The organism is Hyphomonas sp., from assembly GCF_041398385.1.
Taxonomy (GTDB): Bacteria; Pseudomonadota; Alphaproteobacteria; order Caulobacterales; family Hyphomonadaceae; genus Hyphomonas.
On sequence record NZ_JAWKUW010000005.1, the window covers coordinates 142,241 to 166,069 of the forward strand.

General features: G+C 64.4%; 24 protein-coding genes. 9 read left to right on the forward strand and 15 right to left on the reverse strand.

What is annotated here, in order from left to right; genetic code table 11:
* Positions 1-8: 8 nt before the first annotated feature.
* Genes R3C13_RS11515 through R3C13_RS11525 form a run of 3 tightly spaced genes read right to left on the reverse strand, consistent with a single transcriptional unit; the run spans position 9 to position 2,059 of the window.
* Positions 9-848: a class I SAM-dependent methyltransferase gene (locus tag R3C13_RS11515; protein WP_371310970.1), complete on the reverse strand. Its 840-nt coding sequence runs from the start codon at positions 846-848 to the stop codon at positions 9-11.
* Between the two features lie 23 nt (positions 849-871).
* Complete coding sequence (locus tag R3C13_RS11520) at positions 872-1,546, reverse strand: cytochrome b/b6 domain-containing protein (protein ID WP_371310971.1); 675 nt, start codon at positions 1,544-1,546, stop codon at positions 872-874.
* Between the two features lie 6 nt (positions 1,547-1,552).
* Positions 1,553-2,059: a cytochrome c gene (locus R3C13_RS11525; protein ID WP_371310972.1), complete on the reverse strand. Its 507-nt coding sequence runs from the start codon at positions 2,057-2,059 to the stop codon at positions 1,553-1,555.
* 119 nt (positions 2,060-2,178) lie between these two features.
* On the opposite strand from R3C13_RS11525, the gene R3C13_RS11530 reads away from it, so the two are divergent.
* Positions 2,179-2,673 carry a hypothetical protein gene (locus R3C13_RS11530; RefSeq protein WP_371310973.1) on the forward strand — a complete coding sequence of 165 codons (495 nt, stop codon included), beginning with the start codon at positions 2,179-2,181 and terminating at the stop codon, positions 2,671-2,673.
* Here R3C13_RS11530 and R3C13_RS11535 read toward each other — a convergent pair.
* The 3 genes from R3C13_RS11535 to R3C13_RS11545 form a co-directional block, all read right to left on the reverse strand.
* On the reverse strand, positions 2,670-3,617 hold the full coding sequence (locus R3C13_RS11535) for an alpha/beta fold hydrolase (RefSeq protein ID WP_371310974.1): 948 nt from the start codon (positions 3,615-3,617) through the stop codon (positions 2,670-2,672). The two genes, R3C13_RS11530 and R3C13_RS11535, sit on opposite strands and share 4 nt — an antisense overlap.
* Before the next feature lie 59 nt (positions 3,618-3,676).
* Complete coding sequence (locus tag R3C13_RS11540) at positions 3,677-4,288, reverse strand: DUF3365 domain-containing protein (protein WP_371310975.1); 612 nt, start codon at positions 4,286-4,288, stop codon at positions 3,677-3,679.
* A gap of 101 nt (positions 4,289-4,389) precedes the next feature.
* A complete protein-coding gene (locus tag R3C13_RS11545) occupies positions 4,390-5,370 on the reverse strand; it encodes a M48 family metallopeptidase (RefSeq protein WP_371310976.1) in 981 nt (326 codons plus the stop codon).
* Between the two features lie 111 nt (positions 5,371-5,481).
* Here R3C13_RS11545 and R3C13_RS11550 point away from each other — a divergent pair, with 111 nt between their 5' ends.
* Together R3C13_RS11550 and R3C13_RS11555 are read left to right on the forward strand one after the other, a co-directional pair.
* Positions 5,482-6,156, forward strand: a complete 675-nt coding sequence (locus R3C13_RS11550; RefSeq protein ID WP_371310977.1) for an MBL fold metallo-hydrolase — start codon at positions 5,482-5,484, stop codon at positions 6,154-6,156.
* A gap of 90 nt (positions 6,157-6,246) precedes the next feature.
* Positions 6,247-7,848, forward strand: coding sequence for a pilus assembly protein TadG-related protein (locus tag R3C13_RS11555; protein WP_371310978.1), 1,602 nt, complete (start codon positions 6,247-6,249; stop codon positions 7,846-7,848).
* A gap of 10 nt (positions 7,849-7,858) precedes the next feature.
* On the opposite strand, the gene R3C13_RS11560 is transcribed toward R3C13_RS11555, so the two are convergent.
* Positions 7,859-8,290 (reverse strand): REDY-like protein HapK, encoded by a 432-nt coding sequence (locus R3C13_RS11560; RefSeq protein WP_371310979.1) that lies wholly within the window; start codon positions 8,288-8,290, stop codon positions 7,859-7,861.
* Between the two features lie 139 nt (positions 8,291-8,429).
* Here R3C13_RS11560 and carB point away from each other — a divergent pair, with 139 nt between their 5' ends.
* The 5 genes from carB to R3C13_RS11585 all read left to right on the forward strand — a co-directional run bounded on the left by carB (position 8,430) and on the right by R3C13_RS11585 (position 14,641).
* Positions 8,430-11,693: a carbamoyl-phosphate synthase large subunit gene (gene carB / locus R3C13_RS11565; protein WP_371310980.1), complete on the forward strand. Its 3,264-nt coding sequence runs from the start codon at positions 8,430-8,432 to the stop codon at positions 11,691-11,693.
* A 69-nt stretch (positions 11,694-11,762) separates the two neighbouring features.
* Complete coding sequence (gene greA / locus R3C13_RS11570) at positions 11,763-12,236, forward strand: transcription elongation factor GreA (protein ID WP_371310981.1); 474 nt, start codon at positions 11,763-11,765, stop codon at positions 12,234-12,236.
* A 1-nt stretch (position 12,237) separates the two neighbouring features.
* Positions 12,238-13,314 carry a mitochondrial fission ELM1 family protein gene (locus tag R3C13_RS11575; RefSeq protein ID WP_371310982.1) on the forward strand — a complete coding sequence of 359 codons (1,077 nt, stop codon included), beginning with the start codon at positions 12,238-12,240 and terminating at the stop codon, positions 13,312-13,314.
* Between the two features lie 80 nt (positions 13,315-13,394).
* Positions 13,395-14,132: an autoinducer binding domain-containing protein gene (locus R3C13_RS11580; protein WP_371310983.1), complete on the forward strand. Its 738-nt coding sequence runs from the start codon at positions 13,395-13,397 to the stop codon at positions 14,130-14,132.
* A 122-nt stretch (positions 14,133-14,254) separates the two neighbouring features.
* Positions 14,255-14,641, forward strand: a complete 387-nt coding sequence (locus R3C13_RS11585; RefSeq protein ID WP_371310984.1) for a sigma factor-like helix-turn-helix DNA-binding protein — start codon at positions 14,255-14,257, stop codon at positions 14,639-14,641.
* Here the strand turns inward: R3C13_RS11585 and mnmA are convergent.
* From mnmA to R3C13_RS11625, 8 genes are all read right to left on the reverse strand, one after another.
* On the reverse strand, positions 14,607-15,791 hold the full coding sequence (gene mnmA, locus R3C13_RS11590) for a tRNA 2-thiouridine(34) synthase MnmA (protein ID WP_371310985.1): 1,185 nt from the start codon (positions 15,789-15,791) through the stop codon (positions 14,607-14,609). The two genes, R3C13_RS11585 and mnmA, sit on opposite strands and share 35 nt — an antisense overlap.
* 98 nt (positions 15,792-15,889) lie before the next feature.
* Entirely contained in the window at positions 15,890-16,726 is an 837-nt protein-coding gene (locus R3C13_RS11595) for a protein-glutamate O-methyltransferase CheR (protein WP_371310986.1), read from the reverse strand.
* A gap of 71 nt (positions 16,727-16,797) precedes the next feature.
* Positions 16,798-17,163: a response regulator gene (locus tag R3C13_RS11600; protein ID WP_371310987.1), complete on the reverse strand. Its 366-nt coding sequence runs from the start codon at positions 17,161-17,163 to the stop codon at positions 16,798-16,800.
* A gap of 89 nt (positions 17,164-17,252) precedes the next feature.
* Complete coding sequence (locus R3C13_RS11605; protein WP_371310988.1) at positions 17,253-17,900, reverse strand: histidine phosphotransferase family protein; 648 nt, start codon at positions 17,898-17,900, stop codon at positions 17,253-17,255.
* 98 nt (positions 17,901-17,998) lie between these two features.
* Positions 17,999-18,244 (reverse strand): hypothetical protein, encoded by a 246-nt coding sequence (locus tag R3C13_RS11610; protein WP_371310989.1) that lies wholly within the window; start codon positions 18,242-18,244, stop codon positions 17,999-18,001.
* A 39-nt stretch (positions 18,245-18,283) separates the two neighbouring features.
* Positions 18,284-18,631 (reverse strand): YdbL family protein, encoded by a 348-nt coding sequence (locus R3C13_RS11615; RefSeq protein ID WP_371310990.1) that lies wholly within the window; start codon positions 18,629-18,631, stop codon positions 18,284-18,286.
* 19 nt (positions 18,632-18,650) lie between these two features.
* A complete protein-coding gene (locus R3C13_RS11620; RefSeq protein WP_371310991.1) occupies positions 18,651-18,836 on the reverse strand; it encodes a YnbE family lipoprotein in 186 nt (61 codons plus the stop codon).
* 75 nt (positions 18,837-18,911) lie between these two features.
* A complete protein-coding gene (locus tag R3C13_RS11625; protein ID WP_371310992.1) occupies positions 18,912-22,142 on the reverse strand; it encodes a YdbH domain-containing protein in 3,231 nt (1,076 codons plus the stop codon).
* A gap of 300 nt (positions 22,143-22,442) precedes the next feature.
* On the opposite strand from R3C13_RS11625, the gene R3C13_RS11630 reads away from it, so the two are divergent.
* Positions 22,443-23,819: a M23 family metallopeptidase gene (locus tag R3C13_RS11630; protein ID WP_371310993.1), complete on the forward strand. Its 1,377-nt coding sequence runs from the start codon at positions 22,443-22,445 to the stop codon at positions 23,817-23,819.
* The last annotated feature ends 10 nt before the right edge of the window (positions 23,820-23,829 follow it).

A 23,829-nucleotide genomic window follows, 5' to 3' on the forward strand; every position in this document is an offset into this window, starting at 1 on the left:
AATATCCCTCAGGGATTGCCGGCGCTGACGAGCCAGCAGGCCGCGCGCATGGCCACGGTGCCATCGGCCCGCTCATTCGCGCGCATCAGGTCTGCAAGCGCTGCCTCGACGGGTGCCGGCGCGATCCCCTGCGCGGCCATGAGACGCGACAAGGGCCCGAGCTGCATCATGAAGCCGGCATTGGCAGCGATGTCCTCGCCGGGCAGGATGAGCTCGGTTTCGATACTGTCGAGGGTCACGTCCGACCAGCCGGCCTCGCCCAGGAAGCGGGCGACGCGGTCCCTGTCATGGAAGGCGAACGGTCCGGGGGCGGAGGGATCCGGCTGAGGCGGCGGCTCCTTCAGGAAAGGCAGCCCGGCCAACAGCGGCTTCAGCGCCCAGTCATTCTTGTCGAGCCCCTGCCAGCAGACGAAAGTCAGCCGCCCGCCGGGGCGCACGGCGCGGCGGATATTGGCGAAGGCCTCACCCGGATCGGCAAAGAACATGACGCCGAAGCGCGAGACCATGATGTCGGCCTTGTCGGCGGTGTCGAATTCGCTGGCATCGGCGAGGTCGAACCGGGCCGGCAGGCCGGCCTCTGCCGCACGGCGGCGGGCGAGGCTTACGAGCGGCTCCGACACGTCGACGCCAAGGGCGCCGCGACCTTCCCCGACAGCCTTCGCCGCAAGCAGCGTCAGCGCGCCTGCGCCACAGCCGACATCGATGACCGCTTCGCCCGGTTGAAGCGCTGCGCGGGCGATGACGGCATCGGCGAAGGGCGCGAGCATGGCGTCGAGCCGGTTCGACTGGTCCACCCATCTCTGGCCGGCGGGGCCGTTCCAGTAATCGATCTGGTCCTTGTTGTTCATGGCAATGCCCTCCCTGGCATGCTTTATCCGCCTGCGAACCAGATCGCGCTCATCGCGGCAAAGGCGGCGGCCAGAGCGATGACGACCCGGATCAGGCCGGCCCGGTTGTCGGCCACGCTGGCGTCAAAATCAGTGCTGGCGCGGCGCCCGGTGACCATCGGGCGGACGAGATTGTCCTTGAAGAAGACGAGATAGGTGGCGATGGCGAGCACGTGCAGGACGATCAGCGCCAGCAGGATGTTGAAGCTCGTCTCGTGGATCTCGGCGAAGAGGCGCCCGGTCTCGAACGAGACATGCCGCGAGAGCGGGCCGGATTCGATGCCGTCGACATCGACCGAAAAAAGCCCGGTCGAGACCTGAACCGTGAGGGCGAGTAGCATGGCGAACACGCTCAGCACACCGACCGGATTGTGGCCGAGGCTGACCTTGTGGCGTCCGGCGCGCAGGTCACCCAGATAGGCGAGCGCAGCCTGCGGCGTCGGCACCATGCGGGCAAAGCGCGCTGTCGGAGGACCGATCAGCCCCCAGACGATGCGGTAAGAGATAAGGCCGACCAGGATCATGCCGATCCGCCTGTGCCAGTCCATCATGCCCTCTTCCGCCGTCCACCACATGGAGGCGACGAGCAGCACGGTGAGCCAGTGAAACAGGCGGACCGTCCAGTCCCAGACGAGGACGCGCGCTTGCCCGGTGGTCATGCGGGCCTAGTCGTCTTCGCGGTAAGTGTCGTGGCAGGATTTGCACGACATGCCGGTGACGCGCATGGCATCGCCGATGGCGGCAAGGTCACCGCCGGGTGCGACTTCGGCCAGCGAGTCGGACGCGGCGCGGAAATCCGACAGCTTTTCCGCGAAATCCGCCGGGTTTTCCCAGATCGCGGCGAGCGCCTCGGTCTTGACGCCGGAGTCCGGGCCGGTGCCGGCGGGGAACCAGTCTTCGATGCCGCCCGATTCCAGCTTCAGCGCCGCGGCGGCCGCCTGAAGGGCAGCGACATCCGGCGTTTCGGCTTTCATTTCATCGTTCATCGCCTTGAAGGCCTTGCCCATTTTCTTGAGCTGGGCCTGTCGGGTCTCGATCTGCTCCTTCGCAGTGAGGCCGTTTTCGAGCACGACCGGCCCTGCGGTTTCCGGGGCGGCGGCCTTGCTGCAGGCGCCCAGCAGGGAGGCTCCGGCGAAGAGGGCGATGGCGATGCTGGTGCGGCGAATGTTCATCAGGGACTCCTCAAGGTCTGTCAGGAGCATTGTTAGGCAAAGCCCCCCGCGGGCGCAATCGCTGCACGGGCGGGGTCACGTCCACGTGATCTTAAACCCTGTGCGGCACGATGACGCCCATGATCGCGGAATATTACACGCGCGCGCTGTCGCTGGCCTATGGTCTCGCCTTTGCCGGGGGGCTCCTGTGGCTGGTCATATGGCGCGACGGGGTGCAGTGGCGGAAGATTGCCCGCGCCTATCCGATGACGGGCGAAGCACCGGCCGAGCGGCGCTGGCTGCAGACGGTGTGCCTCAGCGATGGCGGGCTGGCCTTCAATTCCTATCACGGCATCATCACGGCAGGGCTCAGGCCTGACGGTGTGATGCTGCGCATGCTGGTGGCGCCGCCCGGCGTCTATCCGCCGATTTTCGTGCCGTTCAGCGAGATGGAGTTCACCGAGCGGCGCTGGTTCCTGCGCAAGGATGCGGTGTGGATTTCCACGCGGCAGGTGCCGGGCATCTCCATCGTGGTGTTCGACAAACTGCGCGACCGGATCCGCGAAGGCGCTGCCGGGCGGCCCCTGCCCGCAAAGCGCGCCCGGCCCGTCGCAGCAACGAACTGGCCGAATTAGGGCGTACCCTGCCCTTCCGACAGGAAATCGAGGAGCAGCGGGTTCACGTCTTCATGGCGCTGGTAGTTTAGGCCGTGCGTGCCGCCCGCGATGCGGACGATGCGCGCCTCAGGCATCAGGGCCGCCAGCTTGTCGGCGCTCGAGATGAGGACGGTGGGATCGTCCGTGCCGTAGACCGCCATGACGGGCAGGCCCGTGGCAGCAAGGCTGCGGAATGTGTCGTCGCGGCCGGTCATGTGAAACCGGCGATAGGTTGAAAGAAGGGCCGGGAAGTAGCCCTTGTATTTCAGCTGTTCCAGCACGTCGCCCTGCAAGCGGTTTTCGGGCGCAAGGGCGCTCTCGTCATATTGCGGATCGGAGAGGAGAATCTTCTTGGCCGAGACGCGCCACATCCAGTCGCCGATGACCGGCATACGGACAAGCGCGGCCGAGGCGCCGCCTTTGGCGCCGATGTCGAGCCCGGCGGGAACAAGCAGCGCCACCCGCGAGACACGCTCCGGATGGCGCACCGCGAATTCCGACACGATGGGGCCGCCCATGGAAAGGCCGACCAGAGATACCGGCTGGGTGAGGGAGAGGCCGTCAAGCAGGTCCAGCAACTCGTTGTCGTAGAAGTCAGCCGTGTACGGACCTTTCGGCCTGTCGGACCAGCCGCGTCCGAAATGGTCAAACCGGACAACCCGGAAGCCTGCCGCCTCCAGCGCCGCCGCATTCTGTTCGAAGATGAAATTCGGCGTCGAATAGCCATGCACCATCACGACAACCGGGCCATCCTCCGGCCCCTGCACGCGGTAATGCAGGCGGCCCGCCCGCGTTTCGATGAAGCCGCCCGGCGCACCGGCCTGGGCTTCGCGCGTCAGCGGCTTTTCATCTTTGCCGGCCCACCAATAGGTGCCGCCGAAGAACAGGCCCACAAGGCCCAGGAACAACAGAAACCATTTCATGCAGGGCGCCCTCCCCGGCGCGCACATCCGGCCCTGATTATAAAACGGGTCCGGCGCGACTATTTGCTGACGGTGAACATGCCCCGCACGTCGCCGATTGCAAAGCCGGTTGCCGTGTCTTCGGGGTAGCGTTCGTGAATATTCGCAAGGAGGGCCGGGTCGACCTCCTGCCCGTGACAGGTGGCGCAGGGCGCGTCCAGCAGGATGGGCCGGGCCCAGCGGAGCGTTGCGGTGCCGTTGTCGTCAACCAGTTCCGCGACTTCCAGCGTCGCCGGATCGGCGCCGTCGGCGAGCGCGTCGATGAAGGCGTGCAGCTGAGTTTCTTCCCATGCGTCGGGCGCATTGGCCGGATTGCGCACGCGCAGGGCCGTGCGGCCGACCGTGTAGCCGGTTTCGGCGGAGACTTCGGCGGCGATGACGGGCGCCTCTTCGGCACAGACGGCAACCGCCGCTTCCGGGCCGCCTTCCTGCATCGCGGCCATCAGGCGGCCCTTGAGGCGGGAGCCGAGCAGGCCGGCTGCATAGCGCGCGCCGTCGACCTCAGCCGCATCCGGCGCAGCGGGCGTCGCGGCAGGTGCAGGTGCTTCGGTTGCCGGTCCACAGGCCGCCAGCCCGCCGAGCGCTGTCGCAGCAAGGAGGAGGCGGAAGGCGGGTGCGGTGCGATAGGCCATGAGCGATCCCTGTCAGTTAGCGGCGCGGGGGCCGGTTCCATTGCAGGAAGTCTAGTGCTGCACCGCAATCGCAAACAATGCGGCAAACAGGGCCGGCCGGATCAGTTCAGCGGGCCGCAGCGGCGTTCGTATTCGGCGATGGCGTCGGGCATCCATTTGCGGAAGTTCTCGGCGCGGGTCTCGCTGGCGGGGTGCGTGCTCATCCATTCGGGCGGGCGCTGGCCGCCGCCGATCTCGCCCATGCGCTGCCACAGCTCCGGCGCTTCGCGCGGATCGTAACAGGCGCGCACGAGCAAATCGAGACCGATCTTGTCGGCTTCGGTCTCGTGCTGGCGGGAGAATTTCAGGATTCCTCCCTGCGCGGCCATGCCGAAGGCCTGCATGATGGCGCGCTGCTGGGCGGCGCCCATGTCGCCGAAGCCAACGCCGACCGCCATCTGGCCGAGTTGGACGACCTTGGCCTGGCTCATCCGCTCGGCGCCGTGATGGGCGAGCGCGTGGCCGATTTCATGGCCCATGACGACGGCGAGTTTGTCCGGATCGGCAATGTCGTCCATCGAGACCTGGCCGTCATAATTGCCGGTGATGTCGAGGATACCGGTATAGACCGCCACATAGCCGCCCGGCAGGCAGAAGGCGTTGGGCGTTGCCGAGTCGACGACGTAATAGGTCCAGTCGAAAGACTGGGCGACGGGCGTGAACTGATAGCCCTCGCTCAGCAGATCCTGTTCCAGCTCCACGGCGGCGGACTGAAGCCGCGCGCCGATCTCGCGCACTTTCGAGGTCAGCTCCGCTTCGGTGCCGATGCAGCGCTCGGCGCAGAGGACGGTGTTCCCCTGCCCCTGCTCCTGGCTGAGGATCTGGACATAGGATTGCTGGCCGAGCTGGACTTCCTGTTCAATCGGAACGGTGTTGAGCTGGTTGCGGCCGGAGAAGGGCACCGGCTTCTGGTTCATCTGCCAGTAGAAGAAAAGGCCTATGGCCGCGATCAGCAGCAGGCCGAGGCGTCCGCGCAGGAGCCGGCCGAGGCCGCCACCGCCGCCGCCATAGCTTCCGCGGCCATATTGCTGAGGCATCCGCATTGCCCGGTCCTCCATCACCTTGTGTCTTGTCCCAGTGTTAACCGAGCCAGCGGTTCAGGAAAAGCACGCAGGCACGTTTGCGCGGGCCCGCGAACGGATTATGTAACAGGCATGACCGACGCACATGCTCACCACCCGCCAAAGCTGGAAATCCGGATCATCCCGGTGACGCCCCTGCAGCAGAACACGTCCATGATCTGGTCGACCGAGACCATGGAAGGCGTGTTCGTCGATCCGGGCGGCGAGGTCGACCGGCTGATGGCGGTGGCGAAGGATCATGGCGTGAAGATTGTCGCCGTCTGGCTGACGCACGGCCATCTCGACCATGCGGGCGCGGCGACCGCCGTGTCGGAGCGGACGGGCTGCCCGATCATCGGCCCCCACAAGGACGACCAGTGGCTGCTGGACGAGATCGAGGCGCAGGGCGCGAAATACGGCATCCGGGACGGCAAGAATGTGAAGCCGGACCGCTACCTGCGCGAAGGCGACGTGCTGGAGCTGGCCGGAAACAAGTTCCATGTGGTTCACACGCCGGGCCATACGCCGGGCCATGTGGTGATCTACTCGAAAGAGGGCCATCTGGCCTTTGTCGGAGACGTCCTGTTCCGCGGATCGATCGGCCGGACCGACTTCCCGCGCGGCAATCATCAGCAGCTCATCGATTCCATTGTACAGAAGCTCTGGCCGCTCGGAAGCGAGATGAGATTCGTGCCGGGACACGGCCCCCTGTCGACTTTTGGACAGGAACGGCAGGACAATCCCTACGTCGCCGACCACGTGGTGTGACACTCAGACGACAGAAAATGTCGCTGATATTATTGAAATTTCACAGGACGTTTAGGGGAAGTATAATGTATTTCCCGTTACAAGCGTGTCATGGCGAAGTACTGTGAGCGCGCGAATACCCTGCGTGCCCGCTTCCACGGGGAAGACGGGTCCACCCTTCCCCTCTTTGCGGTAACGCTGATGGCGATCGTCGCGCTGGCCTTTGCAGCCATCGCGCTCGGCCTTGACAGCAAGGCCGCGAATAACCTGCAAAACGCAGCAGACTCTGCAGCACTGGCCGGAGCGACCGCCTTCGTCGCGGCCAATTCCCCGCGCGCGGAAGACCGGCTGGAAGAGGCCCGCCAGACGGCACTCGCCACCGCGCAGGGCAATGCCGAATATGTCCTCTCCAACATGGACATTGCTGCGATCTCCGAAGACGCCTATGGCCAGCACACCGAAATCGAGGTCGCGCTCGCGTTCGAGCCGGCAAACGTTGCGGCAAAGGTTCTCGGCCGGAACGCAAACATTGCCCTGACCCGCGAAGCGGCGGCCTCGACCACCTGGGGCTTCCCGCTGTGCATCCTGGCCCTGGAGCCGACCGGCAACGGGCTCTCCACCGCAGACAGTACAAGCCTTTCAGCCATGAATTGCGTGATCTGGAGCAATTCGACCGGCGCCCGGTCGATGGCGTTCTCGGGCGGAGACGCCGAGACAAAGTTCTTCTGCGCTGCCGGCAAGGCGCCTGTCTCGGGCGGCACACAGATCAGCCCTCGCCCGACCGAGCATTGCGACCGGATCCCGGATCCGCTGAATGGACTGCAGATTCCGACACCCGGCAAAAGCGTTGCCGCGTCCCTCACCTATGCGAAGGTGCAGGTCACGGCGAATGCCGTCGCCCTTGTCGAAATGATCAACAGAGCGATCCCGCGCTTGAGCCTGCTTGGGTCTGACTATGACGCGCTGAAGACGGCGGCGCAGACCGGGACCATGCTGCCCGAAACGACCGCCGATTCGATCGCCAACACGATCCTCGGCATCCTGTCAGGCGGCGGAAAAATGTGGCTCGACGATCACGGCTACTACAAGATCGGCGCTGCCAGGGGCCTGCACATTCTCGAAGTCGCCCAGATTCTTGGAATCGTCGACAACCTGCCCGCCAACCTGATCGAAGATGACGTCTATTTTTCCAGCCCGACCGACACGCTGCTGCCGGGCACCTATAAGGGCCTCGATATCTACAAGGGCCACGTAAAGATGATGCCGGGCGTGTATCATATCGTGGACGCCCCACTCATCGTGCGGCGCAAGGCGACCCTGACCGGGGATGGCGTGACGATCATCCTGCACGGCCGGGACGCGACCTTCAGTGTCACAGACGAGGCCCGGCTGACCCTCACCGCTCCGGAAGACGGCGACATGGCCGGCTTTGCCCTGATTTCCGATCCGAAATCGATTCCTGACGGCGTCATCCCCCGCTCCCGCCTGACGGGTGCCGGCAAGGTCTCGATGATCGGCACGGTCTACCTGCCGGAACAACGCTTCTCGATCACCGGCGACGGCGCCGCAGACCAGGCCTCGCCGCTGCTGCAGATCGTCGCCAATTCGATCGACATGTCGAAGAATGGCGGCCTGAAGATCGATTTCGACACGTCGGAAACCAAGGTGCCGATGAAGATTCTTCCTGCCCGTCAGGCCCGCCTGCTGCGCTGAGCCGGACGTCCTAGTCGACCGGGGTCACCAGGATGAACTGGGGCGCCTCGGCGAAACCTGCAAACTCGCTTGAAATGGCCTGCACGGCCTCACTGGCCATGTCTTCAGAGCCGAAGCCTGCCATGTCGTCGATCGCGAAGGTTTCGATATAGGCGACGGAGGGAGTTCCCTCGCCCGTCAGCAGGCCGTCTGCGCGGTAGGTCTGAAAATCCTTCACCCGCGTCAGGCCGCGCATGGTGGGATGATCGCGCGTCACCACCCATTCCTCGAAATCGGCCGGCGTCACGCCGTCCTTCAGCGTGTAGAGGATGACGAGGTTGACCGGCGCGGCTGCTTCCGTTGCGGCCTCCGGCGCGGGTGCAGGCAGGACTTCGGTTGTATCGACACTGATGCAGGCAGCGGTGCTGAGCGCCAGCGCAGCGGTAGCCAGAATACGAATCATGATGACCTCCTCCAAGAGATGCGTCATCGTGCGCCTGCAGAAACCTTCCCGCAAGACAGCAGATTTCACCCTCTGGTGCTTGCCCCTCCCCCCGACTCTGCTATGACGCAGCCGTTTGACCGCGAGGAGTCTGGAGCCCATGCCGAAGCGCACCGATATCAGCTCCATCCTCGTGATTGGCGCCGGCCCCATCATCATCGGACAGGCCTGCGAGTTCGACTATTCCGGCGTACAAGCGGTGAAAGCCCTCAAGAGCGAAGGCTATCGCGTCATCCTCGTGAACTCGAACCCCGCCACGATCATGACCGATCCGGAACTGGCGGACGCGACCTATATCGAGCCGATCACGCCGGAGATCGTCGAGAAAATCATCGAGGCGGAAAAGCCGGACGCCCTGCTGCCCACGATGGGCGGCCAGACGGCGCTCAACTGCGCGCTGGACCTGCATCATTCAGGCGTGCTCCAGAAACATGGAGTCGAGCTGATCGGCGCCAAGGCCGAGGCCATCGAAATGGCCGAGGACCGCGCCCTGTTCCGCGAAGCGATGGACCGGATCGGCCTCGAAAACCCGCGCGCGGCAATCATCTCCTCGCCGAAGAAGCCCGACGGCAAGTATGACCGGATCGAGGGCCTGAAACGCGCCATGGACGTGCTGGACGAGGTCGGCCTGCCGGCGATCATCCGGCCGGCCTTCACGCTCGGCGGCACCGGCGGCGGCGTCGCCTACAATATCGAGGAATACGAAGAGATCTGCCGCACGGGCCTCGCCGCGTCTCCCAATGCGCAGATCCTCGTCGATGAAAGCCTGCTCGGCTGGAAGGAATACGAGATGGAAGTCGTCCGCGACCGGGCGGACAATGCCATCATCATCTGCTCCATCGAGAACATCGATCCGATGGGCGTGCACACCGGCGACTCGATCACCGTCGCCCCGGCGCTGACCCTGACCGACAAGGAATACCAGGTGATGCGCAACGCCTCGATCGCGGTGCTGCGCGAGATCGGCGTCGAGACCGGCGGTTCGAACGTGCAGTTCGCCGTGAATCCGGAAAACGGCCGCCTCGTCGTGATCGAGATGAACCCGCGCGTGTCGCGGAGTTCGGCACTTGCCTCGAAGGCGACCGGCTTCCCGATTGCCAAGATCGCGGCGAAGCTGGCCGTCGGCTACACGCTGGACGAGCTGGACAATGACATCACCGGCGTGACGCCGGCCTCGTTCGAGCCGACGATCGATTATGTCGTCACCAAGATCCCGCGTTTCGCCTTCGAGAAATACAAGGGCGCCGAGCCCGTGCTGACCACGGCGATGAAATCCGTTGGCGAGGCCATGGCCATCGGGCGGAACTTCAAGGAGAGCCTGCAGAAGGCGCTCTGCTCGCTGGAGACGGGGCTCTGCGGCCTCGACGAATTGCCGTTCGAGGATGAAGGCAAGCTGCGCGCCGCGCTGGCCGTGCCGACTCCGGACCGGCTGCGCGTGGTGGCGGAAGCGTTCCGCATGGGCGTCAGCGTCGAGGACATCTATGCGATTACCTCGATCGACCCCTGGTTCCTGCGCCAGATTTCGGAAATCGTCGCGACGGAAAAAGCGATCCGCGAGCTCGGCCTGCCGCAGGATGCGAGCGAGATGACCGACCTCAAGGCGATGGGCTTTTCCGACAAGCGCCTCGGCCAGCTGACCGGCAAGACCGAAGGCTGGGTGCGCGGCTATCGCCATTCGCTGGGCGTGCGCCCGGTCTACAAGCGGATCGATACGTGTGCGGCCGAATTTGCGGCGAAGACGCCGTATCTCTATTCGACCTATGAGCACCCGATGTTCGGCCAGAAAGAGCCGGACTGCGAGGCGATGCCGTCGAACCGCGAGAAAGTCGTGATCCTGGGCGGCGGCCCGAACCGGATCGGCCAGGGCATCGAATTCGACTATTGCTGCTGCCACGCGGCCTTCGCCATGGAAGACCTCGGCATCGAGTCGATCATGGTGAACTGCAACCCGGAAACGGTGTCCACGGACTATGACACGTCGGACCGCCTGTATTTCGAGCCGCTGACCGATGAGCATGTGCTGGAGATCATCAACAAGGAACAGTCGGCCGGCACGCTGAAAGGCGTGATCGTGCAGTTCGGCGGGCAGACGCCGCTGAAGCTGGCCGGGCCGCTGCACAAGGAAAACATCCCGATCCTCGGCACCAGCCCGGAATCGATCGACCTTGCCGAGGACCGCGAACAGTTTGCCGCGCTGCTCGACCAGCTGGGCATCCAGCAGGCACCGTCGCGTACCGCGCGCAGCGTGGAAGAGGCCGAGGTGAAAGCCAATGAGATCGGCTATCCGGTGATGCTGCGCCCGAGTTTCGTGCTGGGCGGACGCGCCATGGAAATCGCGCGCGACGATGAAGACCTGCGCAAGTTCGCGGCCGAAGCGCTGAAAGTGTCGGGCGACGCGTCCCTGTTCATCGACCGCTACCTGTCGGATGCGACGGAAGTGGATGTCGATGCGATCTGCGACGGCACGAACGTGCATGTCGCGGGCATCATGGAACACATCGAAGAGGCGGGCGTGCATTCGGGCGACTCGGCCTGTTCGCTGCCGCCCTTCACGCTGTCCCCTGCCCTGCAGGGCCGCCTTGCCGAGCAGGCCATCGCGCTTGCCCGCGCGCTGAAGGTGCGTGGACTGATCAATATCCAGTTCGCGGTGAAGGGCGATGAGATCTACGTGCTTGAAGCCAATCCGCGCGCGAGCCGCACCGTGCCGTTCGTGGCCAAGGCCGTCGGCGCGCCGATTGCCGGTATCGCGGCGAAAGTGATGGCGGGTGAAGCGCTGACGCAGTTTGACCTGACGCATGCCAATCCGCGCCGCGTGGCGGTGAAGGAAGCCGTCTTCCCCTTCGCGCGTTTCCCCGGTGTCGACCCGCAGCTCGGGCCGGAAATGCGCTCGACCGGCGAGGTCATGGGCTGGGACGATGATTTCGGCATGGCCTTCCTGAAAAGCCAGCTGGGCGGCGGCGTGGTGCTGCCCTCCGAGGGCGCGGTGTTCATCTCCGTGCGCGACGCCGACAAGATGCCGGCCGTCGAGGCAGCGAAGAAACTTGTGGAAATGGGCTTCACCCTGGTCGCCACATCGGGCACCGCCAGCTTCCTCGCCAGCCAGGGCCTCCCGGTGCGGAGCATCAATAAAGTCAATGAAGGCCAGCCGCATATCGTCGACGCCATGATTAATGGCGATATCCAGCTGGTCTTCAACACAACCGAAGGCGCACAATCGCTGGCCGACAGCTCGTCGATCCGCCGGACGGCCGTGAACCGGAAAATCCCTTATTTCACAACGCTTGCGGCCTCCATCGCCTCGGTCAAGGCGCTCGAAAGCATGAAGTCACGGGAAATCTCCGTGCGGGCCTTGCAATCGGCATGAACGCCCCCACTTGACGGCCTTCGCGTTTGCGACAACGATTTTTCGCCAAAAGACAGAGGTGACACACCCATGGAACGCATCCCCATGACCGCCGAAGGCCATGCTGCGCTTCAGGCTGAGCTGAAAACGCTTAAATCGGTCGAACGCCCGAGCATCATCGCGGCGATCGCCGAAGCGCGCTCGCATGGCGACCTTTCGGAGAATGCCGAATACCATGCGGCCAAGGAGAAGCAGAGCTTCATCGAGGGCCGGATCAACGAGCTGGACGACAAGCTGGCGCGCGCCGACGTGATCGACGTGTCGAAGCTGACCGGCGCGAAGATCCGCTTTGGCGCGACCGTGTCGCTGGTCGATGTGGATACGGAAGATGAAGTCACCTACAAGATCGTGGGCGAAGACGAGGCCGACGTGAAGCACGGCAAGGTCTCGATCACCTCACCGATTGCCCGTGCCCTGATCGGCAAGGAAGAAGGCGACGAAGCCGAAGTGGCGGCCCCGTCCGGCGCGCGCGCTTACGAGATCACCAAAGTCGAGTATCTCTGACATGTCAGGGTCCGGATCGCTCGGACCTTCTGTCTGGGCGGTCTCGGACGGCCGTGCAGGCAATGCCGCGCAGGTGCGCGCGATTGTTCATGCGCTGGGTGAAACCCGCCGCTGGCTGAAGATCGGCCATATTGCGGGCGAGGCCCATCGCGCCGATCCGATCACGGTGTCGCCGCGCCTGCCCTGGACCCTTCTGCCTGCGGACAAATGGCCCTCGCCGTTCGCCTCCCTCCCGAAAGACCAGCGCGCCCTTATGCAGGCGCCCTGGCCGACGGTGTGGATTGCGGCCGGGCGCCGTTCGGCAGCCCTCACCCGTGAAGCGCGCGAGACATCAGGCGGCAAGACCCTGACGGTACAGATTCTCGATCCGCGCATCCCGGCGGACAATTTCGACCTGCTGGTGACGCCGCTGCATGACGGTGTCGGCGGGCCGAACGTGATCCAGACGGTGGGCTCGCCCTCTTATTTCTCGCCCCATGCCATCGAAGACGCCGCGCAGGCCTTTGCCGATCTTGCCGATGAGCGCGGCAAGAGTGCCATCGTCATCCTCGGCGGCGACAGCAAGACGCACACCTTCACCGAAGCCGCCGCGATCCGTCTTGAGGCACAGCTGCGCACGCTGGCCGGTCAGGGCTGGCGCCTGCGCATTACCGCCTCGCGCCGCACGCCGGACGCCGCCCGCGCCCGTTTCCGGCGCATGGCAGATGAGACCGGCGCGCGATTCTGGTCGGGTACGGACGATGGACCGAACCCCTATATTGCCTGGCTGACCTTCTCCGATGTCGCGATCGTAACGGAAGATAGCGCCAACATGCTGTCGGATGCCGCCTGGCACGGACTGCCGGTGCATATTGCGCGCCTGGAAGGCCGGTCGGAGAAATTCGACAAGCTGCATGACAGCCTGATCGCACACGGCGCAGCCCGCTGGTTCGGCGGCTCGCTCGAAACATGGGCGTATGCGCCCCTGCGCGAGGCGGACCGCGTGGCCGATGCGATCGTGAACAAGCTGCTGGAGCGCTATCCACAGCCCAGTATGGATGGCACTGACAAGGTTGCTGCGCCGGACTGGATGTCCTGACGGGCCGCGGACGCGGCATTTGAAAATGTTTGCACTCTCCGGCCACTGTGAAATAGTGCGCGGGCATCGGAGGGACACGCATGAGCGGTTGCGACCTGGCGCCCATATTCGAGTATGTCGACGCCTGTAACCGGGCGACGCGCATGCAGGATCTGGCGGATGCAGCGCGCAAGTATTACGCCACAACACCGGCCCGAGAGACCAGCTATCATCACTATCCGGCCTTTGTTTCGCCGGGCATGGAAGAGGGCCTTCGCGTCTTGGCAACCGGCTTTCCGGAAGACTATGTGCGCGAATACAATCGGAAAAAGCTGTGGCGCGTCGATCCGTTTGTCCGGCTGGCAGCGACAGCGACAGCACCCTTCTTCTGGAGCGAAGGGCTGCGCGACCCGAGCCTGAGCGACCATGAACTGGCCTATCTCGAATATATGCGCGGCGCGAATCTGGGCGACGGCATCGCTGTTCCCGTTTACGGGCCGCGGGGGCGCAACGGCTATTGCGGTCTCGGCTTCGGACGTGGCGCGCCACGGCCGGCTCCTGACGTGATCGCGGAAATCCACTGGGCTTGCCAGATCGGCCATCTCGCTTATTGCCGGATACTGACGAGCAGGCAGCCGGGCGAAACGGCGCTTTCAGCTCGCGAAAAAGAGATCCTCGGCTGGATTGCACGTGGACAGACGAATAACGAGATTGCCGAGACGCTCCATATCTCGCGCAATACGGTCGAGACCTATATCCGGCGGTGCTTCGAGAAGCTGGATGTGAACGACCGTGTGTCGGCGGCCCTGCGCGGCATGGCGCTGGGCATGGTGGACTAGGCCTTGCAGATTTCAGCAGTTCCAGCTGCATTTGTACCGGAATCCCGTGACGTGACCGGACGCGCCCCCGCACTATATAGCCCCGCATGTGGGCGGACATTATTTCTGAGAGCGTGCAGGTCGTGCGCGCCTATGCGGCAATGGCACTCGGCTCGGCGGAGCGGGGCGACTTGGCCGTTCATTCTGCATTGGTGCAGATTCTTCAGCTGCACCTTGGCGACGCACCCGATCCCGTCTCGCTGTTCGCCCTGGTGGACCGGCAGGTCGTCGCCGTCAGCCGGCGGCAGATTCCCTTCTTCCCGAAACAGAATCCGCTGGGCGGGCTGACACCCCTGCAGCGCCGCGCGGTTTTGCTGCGCACAACGCATGGGTTTTCCGAAGCAGAGATCGGGGAAATCCTCGATCTTCAACTGAGCGAGGTGAAAGCGCTGCTGGACGCATCCGCTTGCAAGCTTGCGGGCCGCGGGCCGGATGTCAGGCTGCTGCGACCCGTGCGTCGGCAGGGATAGAACGGCGGATAAAGCCGCCGCCGAGAATGCGCGTCGCGCCTTCCGGATCGTAGAGCACGGCGGCCTGTCCGCGCGCCACCCCCTCTTCCGGATCGTCGAACCAGATCACCGGCATCTCATCCTTCCAGCCGAGGCAGCCCGGCACCGGCGGCCGGGTCGACCGCACACGGACGAGCACCCGAACGCCGGCTTTCGCAGCCTCTTCCAGAGAGCCCGAGCCGAGCCAGTTCAGTTCTTCAAGGAAGAGGCCGGAGGTCAGCAAGGCCTCGCGCGGGCCGACGATGACGCGGCGGTTCGGCGCATCGATCTTGACGACGAAAATGGGTTCGCCCGTGGCGACGCCGAGGCCCCGGCGCTGGCCAATCGTATAGTGGATCACACCGTCATGCTGGCCGAGGACCGTCCCGTCGAGATGCACGATGTCGCCGCCGCGGCCGGAGCCAGGGCGCAGCTTTTCGACGACGGCGGCATAGGAGCCTTCCGGCACGAAACAGATGTCCTGGCTGTCGGGCTTGGCAGCGACGGGCAGGTTGAACTTGTCCGCGAGTTCGCGAACTTCCGTCTTCGGAAGGCCGCCCAGCGGGAAGCGCAGGTAATCCAGCTGTTCCTTCGTCGTGGCGAACAGGAAATAGGACTGGTCGCGTGAGGCATCGGCAGCGCGGTGCAGCTCCGGCCCGTCCGGGCCGTCGGTGCGGCGGATATAGTGGCCCGTGGCGAGGCAGTCGGCGCCGAGATCCTTCGCGGTTTTCAGCAGGTCCGAAAACTTGACCGTCTGATTGCAGCGGATGCACGGGATCGGCGTCGACCCGGCAAGATAGGTGTCGGCGAAATCCTCCATCACCTGTTCGCGGAACTTCGACTCGTAATCGAGCACATAGTGCGGAATGCCGATCTGCGCGGCGACGTTGCGGGCATCGTGAATGTCCTGCCCGGCACAGCAGGCGCCTTTCTTCTCGATGGCGGCGCCATGATCGTAAAGCTGCAGTGTGATGCCGATGACGTCATAGCCTTCGGCTTTCAGCATCGCGGCCACGACAGAACTGTCGACCCCGCCCGACATGGCGGCGACCACGCGCGTGTCAGCCGGCGCTTTCGCAAATCCAAGGGAATTCGGGCCGCCCGTCCAGGCGGCCGCATGTGTATCGGTCATCTCTCACTCCCACCGGGGTCAAGGCCCGGAGCAGCTGGTTGAGGCGCGCATATAGCGGCGCAGGCGCGAATTGTGAAGGTGTGGGCCTGAGTGCGGCCTCAGGCGGCGTCGCGATTGGCGGTGCCGGCGGCAACCCAGGCGCTGCGCAGGTCTCGGGCCGGTTCCATCTTGTCGGTGATGCCGATCAGGCTCTCGCCCTGCCCCAGCAGCAGCACGGCGCCCGGATTGAGCTGGGCCTGGAGGTTGTCGACCACAGTGGAGCGCACGGCGCGGTCCATGCCGGAGAGGACATTGCGGCAGAGGATGACATCGAACTTGCCGAGCCCGGCGGCGCTTTCAAGAAGGTTGTGCTGGCGGAAGCTGACGCGGCTGCGCAGGGCCTCGGAGGCTTCCCACTGGCCGGTTTCCATGCGGGTAAAGTGCTTCATCAGGCGGTGGATCGAAAGGCCCTTCTGCACTTCGTAATGGCCGAAGCGGGCCGCGCGGGCGCGGTCTGTCGTCACCTTGCAGATGTCCGTAGAAAGAATGTCGATCTTCGCCCCGCGCAAGGAGGCCGGAAGCTCGTCCTCCAGCAGCATGGCGATGGAGAGCGCTTCCTGGCCCGTCGAGCCGCCTGCGACCCAGATCTTGAGGCGGCCGGTATTACCGGCTTTCAGGCGCGCGGGCAGGATGTCGGCGACGAGGCGCTGCAGCACCTCCCGGTCGCGAAAAAACCACGTATCCTTCGACACGAGCGCCGCGGCGCACTCGGCCGCGAAGACAGGGTTCGCGCGCGATTTCAGACAGTGGACGAGGTCGTCCATCGTGCCGAAGCCCTCGCGGCGGGCAATCGGCGAGAGGCGCGCCTCGATCAGGTAAGACTTGGATTTGGGAATGGACTGGCCTGACCCTTTCAGGGCCAGATCCGCCAGTTCATCAAACACCTCATCCTGCATGATTCGCTCCGCCGCCCGACGTTTGAGCCCGCAAACGTTACCGGTACAGTCCTTTTTGTTAAGAAATTGCTTCAGACCAGCCCGACTTCGGCAAATTTGCTTTCGAGTATGTCGGCGTCAAACGGCTTCATGATGAACTCATCGGCGCCGGACCGGATGGCCTCGCCGATATGCTCGGCATCGCTCTCGACGGAACAGAACAGGACCAGAGGCTTTTTGCCCCCTTCTTCGCGGCGCAGGGCCTTGAGGAAATCGAGCCCGTTCATGACCGGCATGTTCCAGTCCAGCAGGACGGCATCCGGCATCTGCTTGCGGCACTGGGCGAGCGCATCGGCGCCATCGGTCGCCTCGCTGACCTGGAAGCGCAGATCCTTGACGATGCGGGCCGCCACCTTACGCACGACGCGCGAGTCATCGACGATGAGGCAGGTTTTCATGGCCGGGGCATCCGTTAGCAAAAGGTTTCCGCGGACGCTCGCCGAAGTCCGTTAACAAAACCTTTCCGGCCGCGTTCCCTGCTGTGGGATCAGCCCTCTGCGCGGATGCCGGTGGCCATGAAGATGACCTGATCCTCACCCTGGCTGCCGGTGAGTTCGCCGTCCAGGCCGTCGCAGATCATGCGGGCGAAATAGGGCTGGATGGTTTCAGGGCGCCAGCCTTCCGACGGCTCGTCCCCGGTGATAGCGGCCGCTACGTCCGGCTTCAGCTTCGCCCGGTCGCCTTTGCAGGTCAGCACCATGGTGAGACCGCCTGCCTCGTTGCGCACGCGCACATTCACCACGCCGCCGCGCGGCAGGGCGTCGGTGCCCAGCATGACGAGGTTCATCATCAGGCGGACATGCGAGAAGCTGAGATGGTCGGCCCTTATGTCCCAGTCGACGCTCGGCCGGTGGCTGCGGACAAAGGCCTCGGTGATCTTCTTGGCTTCATGGATGTCGGCCGCGCCGGAATTGAGGCCGATGGAGCCGAAGGCGTAGCGCAGGAACTGGATGCGGGCCGCAGCTTTTTCGGCACCTTCGTGAAGCAGGGACTCGGCCTGTGCCTTCATTTCATGGTCGCCCGGCTCGTCCATCAGGTCGAGCGCATTGGTGACGGATGAAATGGGCGAAACGAGATCGTGACAGATACGCGACGCGATGAACGCCGACAGGCGTGCGGGATCGATCGATGACATGGCCAGCCCTGTGCATGTGTGAATTGCGGGGCAGGATTGAGTGCGCCGCCGCTCATGTCAATCAAGCCCGGCGTGAAACCGGCGACAGGTTGCAGCCCTCAGCCGGAGGTGTCTTCCGGCCGGTCGATATCGTCCATTCCGGTGCGGCTGGAATGGAAAGACAGCATGAAAAGCCCGCCCGAAAGGGCCAGTGTTACCACGCCGCCGAGGATGTAGGCGATCCAGCCATGCCAGGAGATGCTGCCGACGCCGCCGCCCAGCCAGAAACGCGGTGCGATCGCCAGAACGACCGCCACACCGATGATGCAGGCAGCAAGGACGATGAGGGCGGAGCGGGAAGACATGCGCCCCACCCTATCCCGCGCCAGCCATCCGGCAAGCGCCTATTTCCGCTTCCAGACGCCGGACTCGTCCATGTAGAACTCGCCGGCTTCGAGGCGTCCGATCTGCTTTTCGCCGGTGAGGCGCGCGACCTGGGCCGGCGTGGTGCCGGTTTCGGCGGCGACTTCGGCGTATTTCGCGACGCGGCGATTGTTGATCTCGTTGACCTTGCGGACGAGCGCGGGGTCGGCCTGGCCGACAACGCCAAGCAGGCCGTCAATTGTCTCGCCGACCTCGCCGGCCGAAATGGCGGCATCGATCATAGGATCGCCGGCCATGGCCGACGGCGCCGCGAACAGGGCCGCCAGCGAAAAGGCGGACACGGCGGCAAAAGTGCGAAGGGATGTCATGAACTGTCTCCTCTCTCCGCTAGAACAGGTCCGGATTGTCTGCGATCAGGTCTTCGACTTGCTTGTCGAGGATGATGCGGACTTCCTGGGTGATGTTGAGATCTATCTTGATCGGCTTGTCCGACGGTTCGATCTTCACGGTGTGGACGCAGGCCGCCAGCACAGCGAGTCCGGCGCCGGCAAGGAGTGGGGTTCTGAAGCTCATGGGCAGTTGGGCCTCCTTTTCTGGCGCCAGCATGACATGCCCGCGCTTAACGTCAATCGAGCCCGGCGTTGGCCCCTATTCATCTTCCTGCGGCGCAAGGCCCCGCTCGGTCAGCACTTCCTTGACCACGAAATCGGTGATCTTCTGCTGGTTTGTATAGAACTGGCTGGAGCGGAACAACTCGGCCAGCGCGGAATCGATGGCGATGTTGAATTCGAAGGGCTGGCCGCGGACGATCTGGGCCGAATTGCCATAGGTGATGTCCTTGCGGCTCTTGCCGGCGAGTTTCAGCGTGATCGTCACCCGGTCGGCGACATTTCCGTCCAGCCCGACTTCGAGGACCGTAAAGTCGAAATCCTTGAGTGCTTCGAAGGCCATGCGGACATTGGCGTTCGACTGCGCGGCCGCATCGGCGGCGTCGCCCAGATAGGCGACCCGGCCGCCCGACGCATCCGCGAACAGGTGCGCGTCGCGGATAAGGACTTTCGTGCCGACGAACTCGATGGGGAAGCTTCCAGACACGGTGCCTTCGGCCTCGATCTTCGGCAGCTTCATGATGCGCACGAGTTCAGCAAGGTCGATGGCGTCCGCCGTGACTTCCAGATGCTGCGTCTCCGCCCTCGGCACCCATTGGAACGGCGCAAGGGCGAGCACTCCGCCCGAGAACGGGAAGGACGCCGAGCCGACATCGAGGCCCGTCTCATAGGCATAGTCGAATGTGATCTGGCCATTGCGCAAGGGGATTCCCGGATTGAGCCCGCCGATCGTGAGCACCTGGGCCGGCTCCGTCTCAAGCGCGAAGAGATCGGAGAAGGCGACATGTCCGTTCACGGATTCGACGCGGCCGAGACGGGTGGTCTGGAAGCCGAAGCCGGACACCGTGACATTGGCCGTGCCATCAAGTTTTCCGCCGGTGATCGTGACATCGGATTTGGCTTCGATGCGGCCAATGGCATCGGTATAGACACCGCGCAGGCGCTCCGACAGCATGACCGGCTGCAGCGCGCCTTTGCGGAAATCGAGCGGATGAGTCGTGACCCGCGCCGTGCCGTCGAGCCGCATGACATTCACGTCGAGCGCAAAGTCGCCGATGGGCACGTCATTCGCCTTTAGCCGGAAAGGCCCGCGGGCGATGAGCTGGCCCTGGTCGAGCGTTGCGGTGAGGTCCGCGGCCAGCGGCTGGTACATTGGATCTTCGCGGAAATCCTCGACCAGGACGCCGGTGCCCGCAATGTCGCCCGACAGGCCGCCGGAATTGCTGGTGCCATCGAAGGAAATCCGCTCCGCCGAAACGCGCGCTGGCACGAGCGTGCCGGTGAAGACGGTCCCGCCGAGAGCGGCGGTCAGGTGGGGCGTCGCACCCTTGCGACTTGCAAAGCCCATCGTGGGTGCGGCAGCGTCGATGCCCAGCGTGCGCTCGCCGACCTGCATGGGAAGGCTGAGCGTCGGCGCATCGAGGCTGAAGGCGAGACCGCCCTGCGATGTCCAGTCGAGGGTTGCGTCGGGGAGGAAGACTGTTCCGGAGACGGACTTTGCTGAGAATGGCAGGGAGAGATCGCCAAGGACCAGCCGGCCGCCCGGTGTGGCGCGGCCCGGCTTGATGTAGGCGCCGCCTTGCGGGCAAAGGTCGAAGCTGTTGCGCTGGAAGTCGATGGCGCCGATGCCGACGCCGTCTGTCTCGAAGCGCAGGCAATTTGTGTTTTCCGGCAAGACCTGCCAGCCCTTGTCGCTGCGCGCCGCACGCAGGCCACCCGACAGGGCCGATGCCCCAAGCTGGAAGCCGAACACCTTTCCCGAGACAGTGATGCGCCCATGCGATGCGGCGGCGAATGAGTCCGGGCCGCCCTCAATCGTCAGGGCCGGAAGGTCCGCGCCGAAGGTTGCGCCACTGGCGGTCCAGGGGCGGACGGAAATGTCATGCGCAGAAAGCCGGAACCCATCGCCCGTGTGGTCGAACGCATCGAGCGCCAGCCGTGCCTGCGGTACGCCGCCGCCCGATATGGCGACATTGCCTGCCAGCGACAGGCCCTCACGCCCGAACCGCAACCAGTCAGCGCGGGCCGAAGGCTCTACAGACACTGCAAGGCCGGACACTGCCTGCATTCTCGTAGCGGACAGGAACGACACCGTATAGGCAGAGCCCTCCTTGCGGAGCCTTGCATCCAGCACCGCATCGACGCCGTCCAGCGCCCGGCTTAGCGCGGCCTTCAGGCTTTCTCCGTGAGCGGAGAGTGGTGCGGGCAGCTCTACCGATGCGAGCAACTTCTTGCGTGACGCATCGGATACATGCGCGGCGGCAAGACTGACCGGACCGCTGAATTCGAGGCGTCCCGACTCGTCGCGGCGAACCACGCCTTCTGCCTCAAGGCGGCGGGCCCCGCCCTGCCCGATCTCGGCATCCTCGATTGAGAGTGCCAGCGGTCCTTCAAAAAGGCCCCCGCTACCCTTGAGCGAGGTTTCGAGCGAGATCGAGGACGCCGACTGGCCCTGCCCTGCAACGGACCCGGTCAACAGTTGCAGATCGAGAACCGTCAGGGAGCGGAGGAAGTCCTCGACGCTTGCGCTGGAGAGCTGTCCGGCGGCGGCGCGGCCGCTGGTCGTGACGCTGTCCAGCGCATATCCGGCCGCCCGGGCGGTCGCGACTTCGCCGTCCCAGACGAGACTGACCGGCGCGTCGGCAACTGTGCCAGAATCGAACACGGCCGACAGATGTGCCTGAGAAATCGAGACGTCGTCCGATTCCAGGGATTCCAGTGCGAGCGTGATGTCGCCCTGAAGCTGGCCATCCTCGGCCACCACATCGATCACGCCTTCGGACCATTCGATCGCACCCTGAGGCGTGTCGAGGCGGGCCGGATCGACCGTGAGGGTCAGTCGGCCTTCGCGCGGCAGCGGGCCGGACACGGCAAATGATGCGCCGATTTCTCCAGCTGAAGTGCCGATCAGGATGCGGCCGTCCCTGATGCCGAAATCTGGCATTGCGCCCGCCCCGCCGGCGCCGCCCTTCACGAGGCTTTCCAGCCCGTAAAAGCTGAGCCGGCCATCGGACAATACCCCATGAACAACCGGTGAGACGGCAGAGACCGCCTCCAGCCGGGGCTTGAAAAGGCCCGGCCAGCCTAGCTTTACGCCGATTTCTGGCGCTTTTAATGCGGTCTGCCCCTGGCCGCTGACCATCAGGTTTTCGAGGGTCGCCCCGCCCATGCTAAGGCGGGTAAATTTCCCCGTACAGACGAGTTCACGCGCCTCGCACCAGCTTGCCAGGGCCTGCTGAGCGAGGGATTTGCGCAATGCCCAGCCGGACACGGCAATCACAAGGACTGCAAGAACAGCAAAGATAAAAACATGCCGCCATCGGAATCGGCGCGCGCCTGTTCCGGCAGACTCTTCGCTTAAAATGCCGTCATCTGTCGTATTCACTGAAACACCCGGCTTGCATCCGGCAATATTTGGTTCTTACTTTCATGCCGGAAACAAAGAGTCCTTTCCGTTCGCGTTTCAGGATCATTAACAGGCGAACGCGATAACAATTTGGCAAAGACGTGTCCGTCTGCATTGTTCTTGCAGACAGGAAGCCGGGGGCGGCATCAAGAGGGAGGAGCTTGCGTGACGCAGGACATCCAGAACCAGGCCGAAACACCCGCGCCAGAGCGCCGGGGCCTTTCGCATGGGGTAAAGAGCCTGATTGCCCTCGCGGGTCTTGGCTCGCTCTCCGTCATCATCGGCCTGCTGGCTGCCGGCCCATCGGGCGAGCGCGGGCCCGGCACGGCGGAAGCCGCCGTTCCGCCACCGCCGCTTGCGGCCCGCCTTCTCACGGCCACGGATTTTGCCGGACCGGCGCCGGCAGCGGACCGGATCAGCGGCGCGCTGCGGCGCAAGGAAACGCTTACCGGCCTCGTGACGCGCCTCGGCGCGCCACCCACAGAAGCCGCCGCCGCGCTTCAGACCCTCTATGACCGCGAGCTGATCGATCCGCGGCGCCTGCTGCCGGGCCTTGAAGCAGAAGCGGTGCTGGATGACGGCCACCTGCGCGCCCTGACCGTGAAGGCGGAACCCGGCCGCAACCTGTTCATCACCCATGGCGCAGACGGCGAATGGACGGCCGCCGCGCTGAATGCGCGCCTGACGGCAAATGTCCAGCGCGTGGCCGCGCCGATCGAGACGTCGATCTATGAAACCGCGCTGAAACTGGGCGCGGGCGACCAGCAGGTCGTCGATTTTGCCTCAGTATTCGCCTATGATGTTGATTTCCAAAGGGAAATACACCCCGGCGACTCGTTCGAGATGCTCTACGAGACCTTTACGGATGAGACCGGCACGCCGGTGAAGACCGGGAACCTGCTGTATGCCAGCCTCAACGGAAAAGCCCTGACGCGCAGTTTCTACCGCTTCACGTCGTCCGACGATGGCGAAACCGACTATTTCGATTTCAACGGCGAAAGCGCGACGAAATTCCTGATGAAGACGCCGATCAATGGCGCCCGCATCTCGTCCTCCTTCGGTAACCGGAAGCACCCGATTTCAGGCTACACCCGCCTGCACAAGGGCACGGACTTCGCCGCCCCGACGGGCACGCCCGTCTATGCCGCCGGCAATGGCACCGTGGAGTGGGCCGCGCGCAAGGGCGGCTACGGCAACTATATCGTGATCAAGCACGCCAATGGCTACAAGACGGCTTATGCGCACCTGTCGCGCTATGCCCGGGGCCTGAAATCCGGCCGGCGCGTGCGCCAGGGCGAGGTGATCGGCTATGTCGGCTCGACCGGCGCCTCGACCGGCCCGCACCTGCACTATGAAGTGTACATCAAGGGCGCGCCGGTAAATGCGATGACACTGAAACTGCCGACGGGACGGAAACTGGCGGAAAGCCCGGAGATTCTCGAAGAATTCCTGAGCGCCCGTCAGGCCATCGACACGGCGCGGGCGGGTTCCGGCGCATCGCTGTTAACCGTGTCCCTGCCTGAAAATCCGCCGTCTCCCTAGGGTTTCACCC

Excerpts from the sequence above, each read along its gene's own strand:
- R3C13_RS11600 (WP_371310987.1), bottom strand. The coding sequence starts at position 17,163 with ATGAAAACCTGCCTCATCGTCGATGACTCGCGCGTCGTGCGTAAGGTG.
- carB (WP_371310980.1), top strand. The coding sequence starts at position 8,430 with ATGCCGAAGCGCACCGATATCAGCTCCATCCTCGTGATTGGCGCCGGC.
- R3C13_RS11540 (WP_371310975.1), bottom strand. The coding sequence starts at position 4,288 with ATGGCCTATCGCACCGCACCCGCCTTCCGCCTCCTCCTTGCTGCGACA.
- R3C13_RS11520 (WP_371310971.1), bottom strand. The coding sequence starts at position 1,546 with ATGACCACCGGGCAAGCGCGCGTCCTCGTCTGGGACTGGACGGTCCGC.
- R3C13_RS11535 (WP_371310974.1), bottom strand. The coding sequence starts at position 3,617 with ATGAAATGGTTTCTGTTGTTCCTGGGCCTTGTGGGCCTGTTCTTCGGC.
- R3C13_RS11555 (WP_371310978.1), top strand. The coding sequence starts at position 6,247 with ATGGCGAAGTACTGTGAGCGCGCGAATACCCTGCGTGCCCGCTTCCAC.
- R3C13_RS11615 (WP_371310990.1), bottom strand. The coding sequence starts at position 18,631 with ATGACATCCCTTCGCACTTTTGCCGCCGTGTCCGCCTTTTCGCTGGCG.
- R3C13_RS11560 (WP_371310979.1), bottom strand. The coding sequence starts at position 8,290 with ATGATTCGTATTCTGGCTACCGCTGCGCTGGCGCTCAGCACCGCTGCC.
- R3C13_RS11620 (WP_371310991.1), bottom strand. The coding sequence starts at position 18,836 with ATGAGCTTCAGAACCCCACTCCTTGCCGGCGCCGGACTCGCTGTGCTG.
- mnmA (WP_371310985.1), bottom strand. The coding sequence starts at position 15,791 with ATGACCGATACACATGCGGCCGCCTGGACGGGCGGCCCGAATTCCCTT.
- R3C13_RS11610 (WP_371310989.1), bottom strand. The coding sequence starts at position 18,244 with ATGTCTTCCCGCTCCGCCCTCATCGTCCTTGCTGCCTGCATCATCGGT.
- R3C13_RS11515 (WP_371310970.1), bottom strand. The coding sequence starts at position 848 with ATGAACAACAAGGACCAGATCGATTACTGGAACGGCCCCGCCGGCCAG.
- R3C13_RS11595 (WP_371310986.1), bottom strand. The coding sequence starts at position 16,726 with ATGCAGGATGAGGTGTTTGATGAACTGGCGGATCTGGCCCTGAAAGGG.
- R3C13_RS11545 (WP_371310976.1), bottom strand. The coding sequence starts at position 5,370 with ATGCGGATGCCTCAGCAATATGGCCGCGGAAGCTATGGCGGCGGCGGT.
- R3C13_RS11525 (WP_371310972.1), bottom strand. The coding sequence starts at position 2,059 with ATGAACATTCGCCGCACCAGCATCGCCATCGCCCTCTTCGCCGGAGCC.
- R3C13_RS11575 (WP_371310982.1), top strand. The coding sequence starts at position 12,238 with ATGTCAGGGTCCGGATCGCTCGGACCTTCTGTCTGGGCGGTCTCGGAC.
- R3C13_RS11550 (WP_371310977.1), top strand. The coding sequence starts at position 5,482 with ATGACCGACGCACATGCTCACCACCCGCCAAAGCTGGAAATCCGGATC.
- R3C13_RS11530 (WP_371310973.1), top strand. The coding sequence starts at position 2,179 with ATGATCGCGGAATATTACACGCGCGCGCTGTCGCTGGCCTATGGTCTC.
- greA (WP_371310981.1), top strand. The coding sequence starts at position 11,763 with ATGGAACGCATCCCCATGACCGCCGAAGGCCATGCTGCGCTTCAGGCT.
- R3C13_RS11580 (WP_371310983.1), top strand. The coding sequence starts at position 13,395 with ATGAGCGGTTGCGACCTGGCGCCCATATTCGAGTATGTCGACGCCTGT.
- R3C13_RS11605 (WP_371310988.1), bottom strand. The coding sequence starts at position 17,900 with ATGTCATCGATCGATCCCGCACGCCTGTCGGCGTTCATCGCGTCGCGT.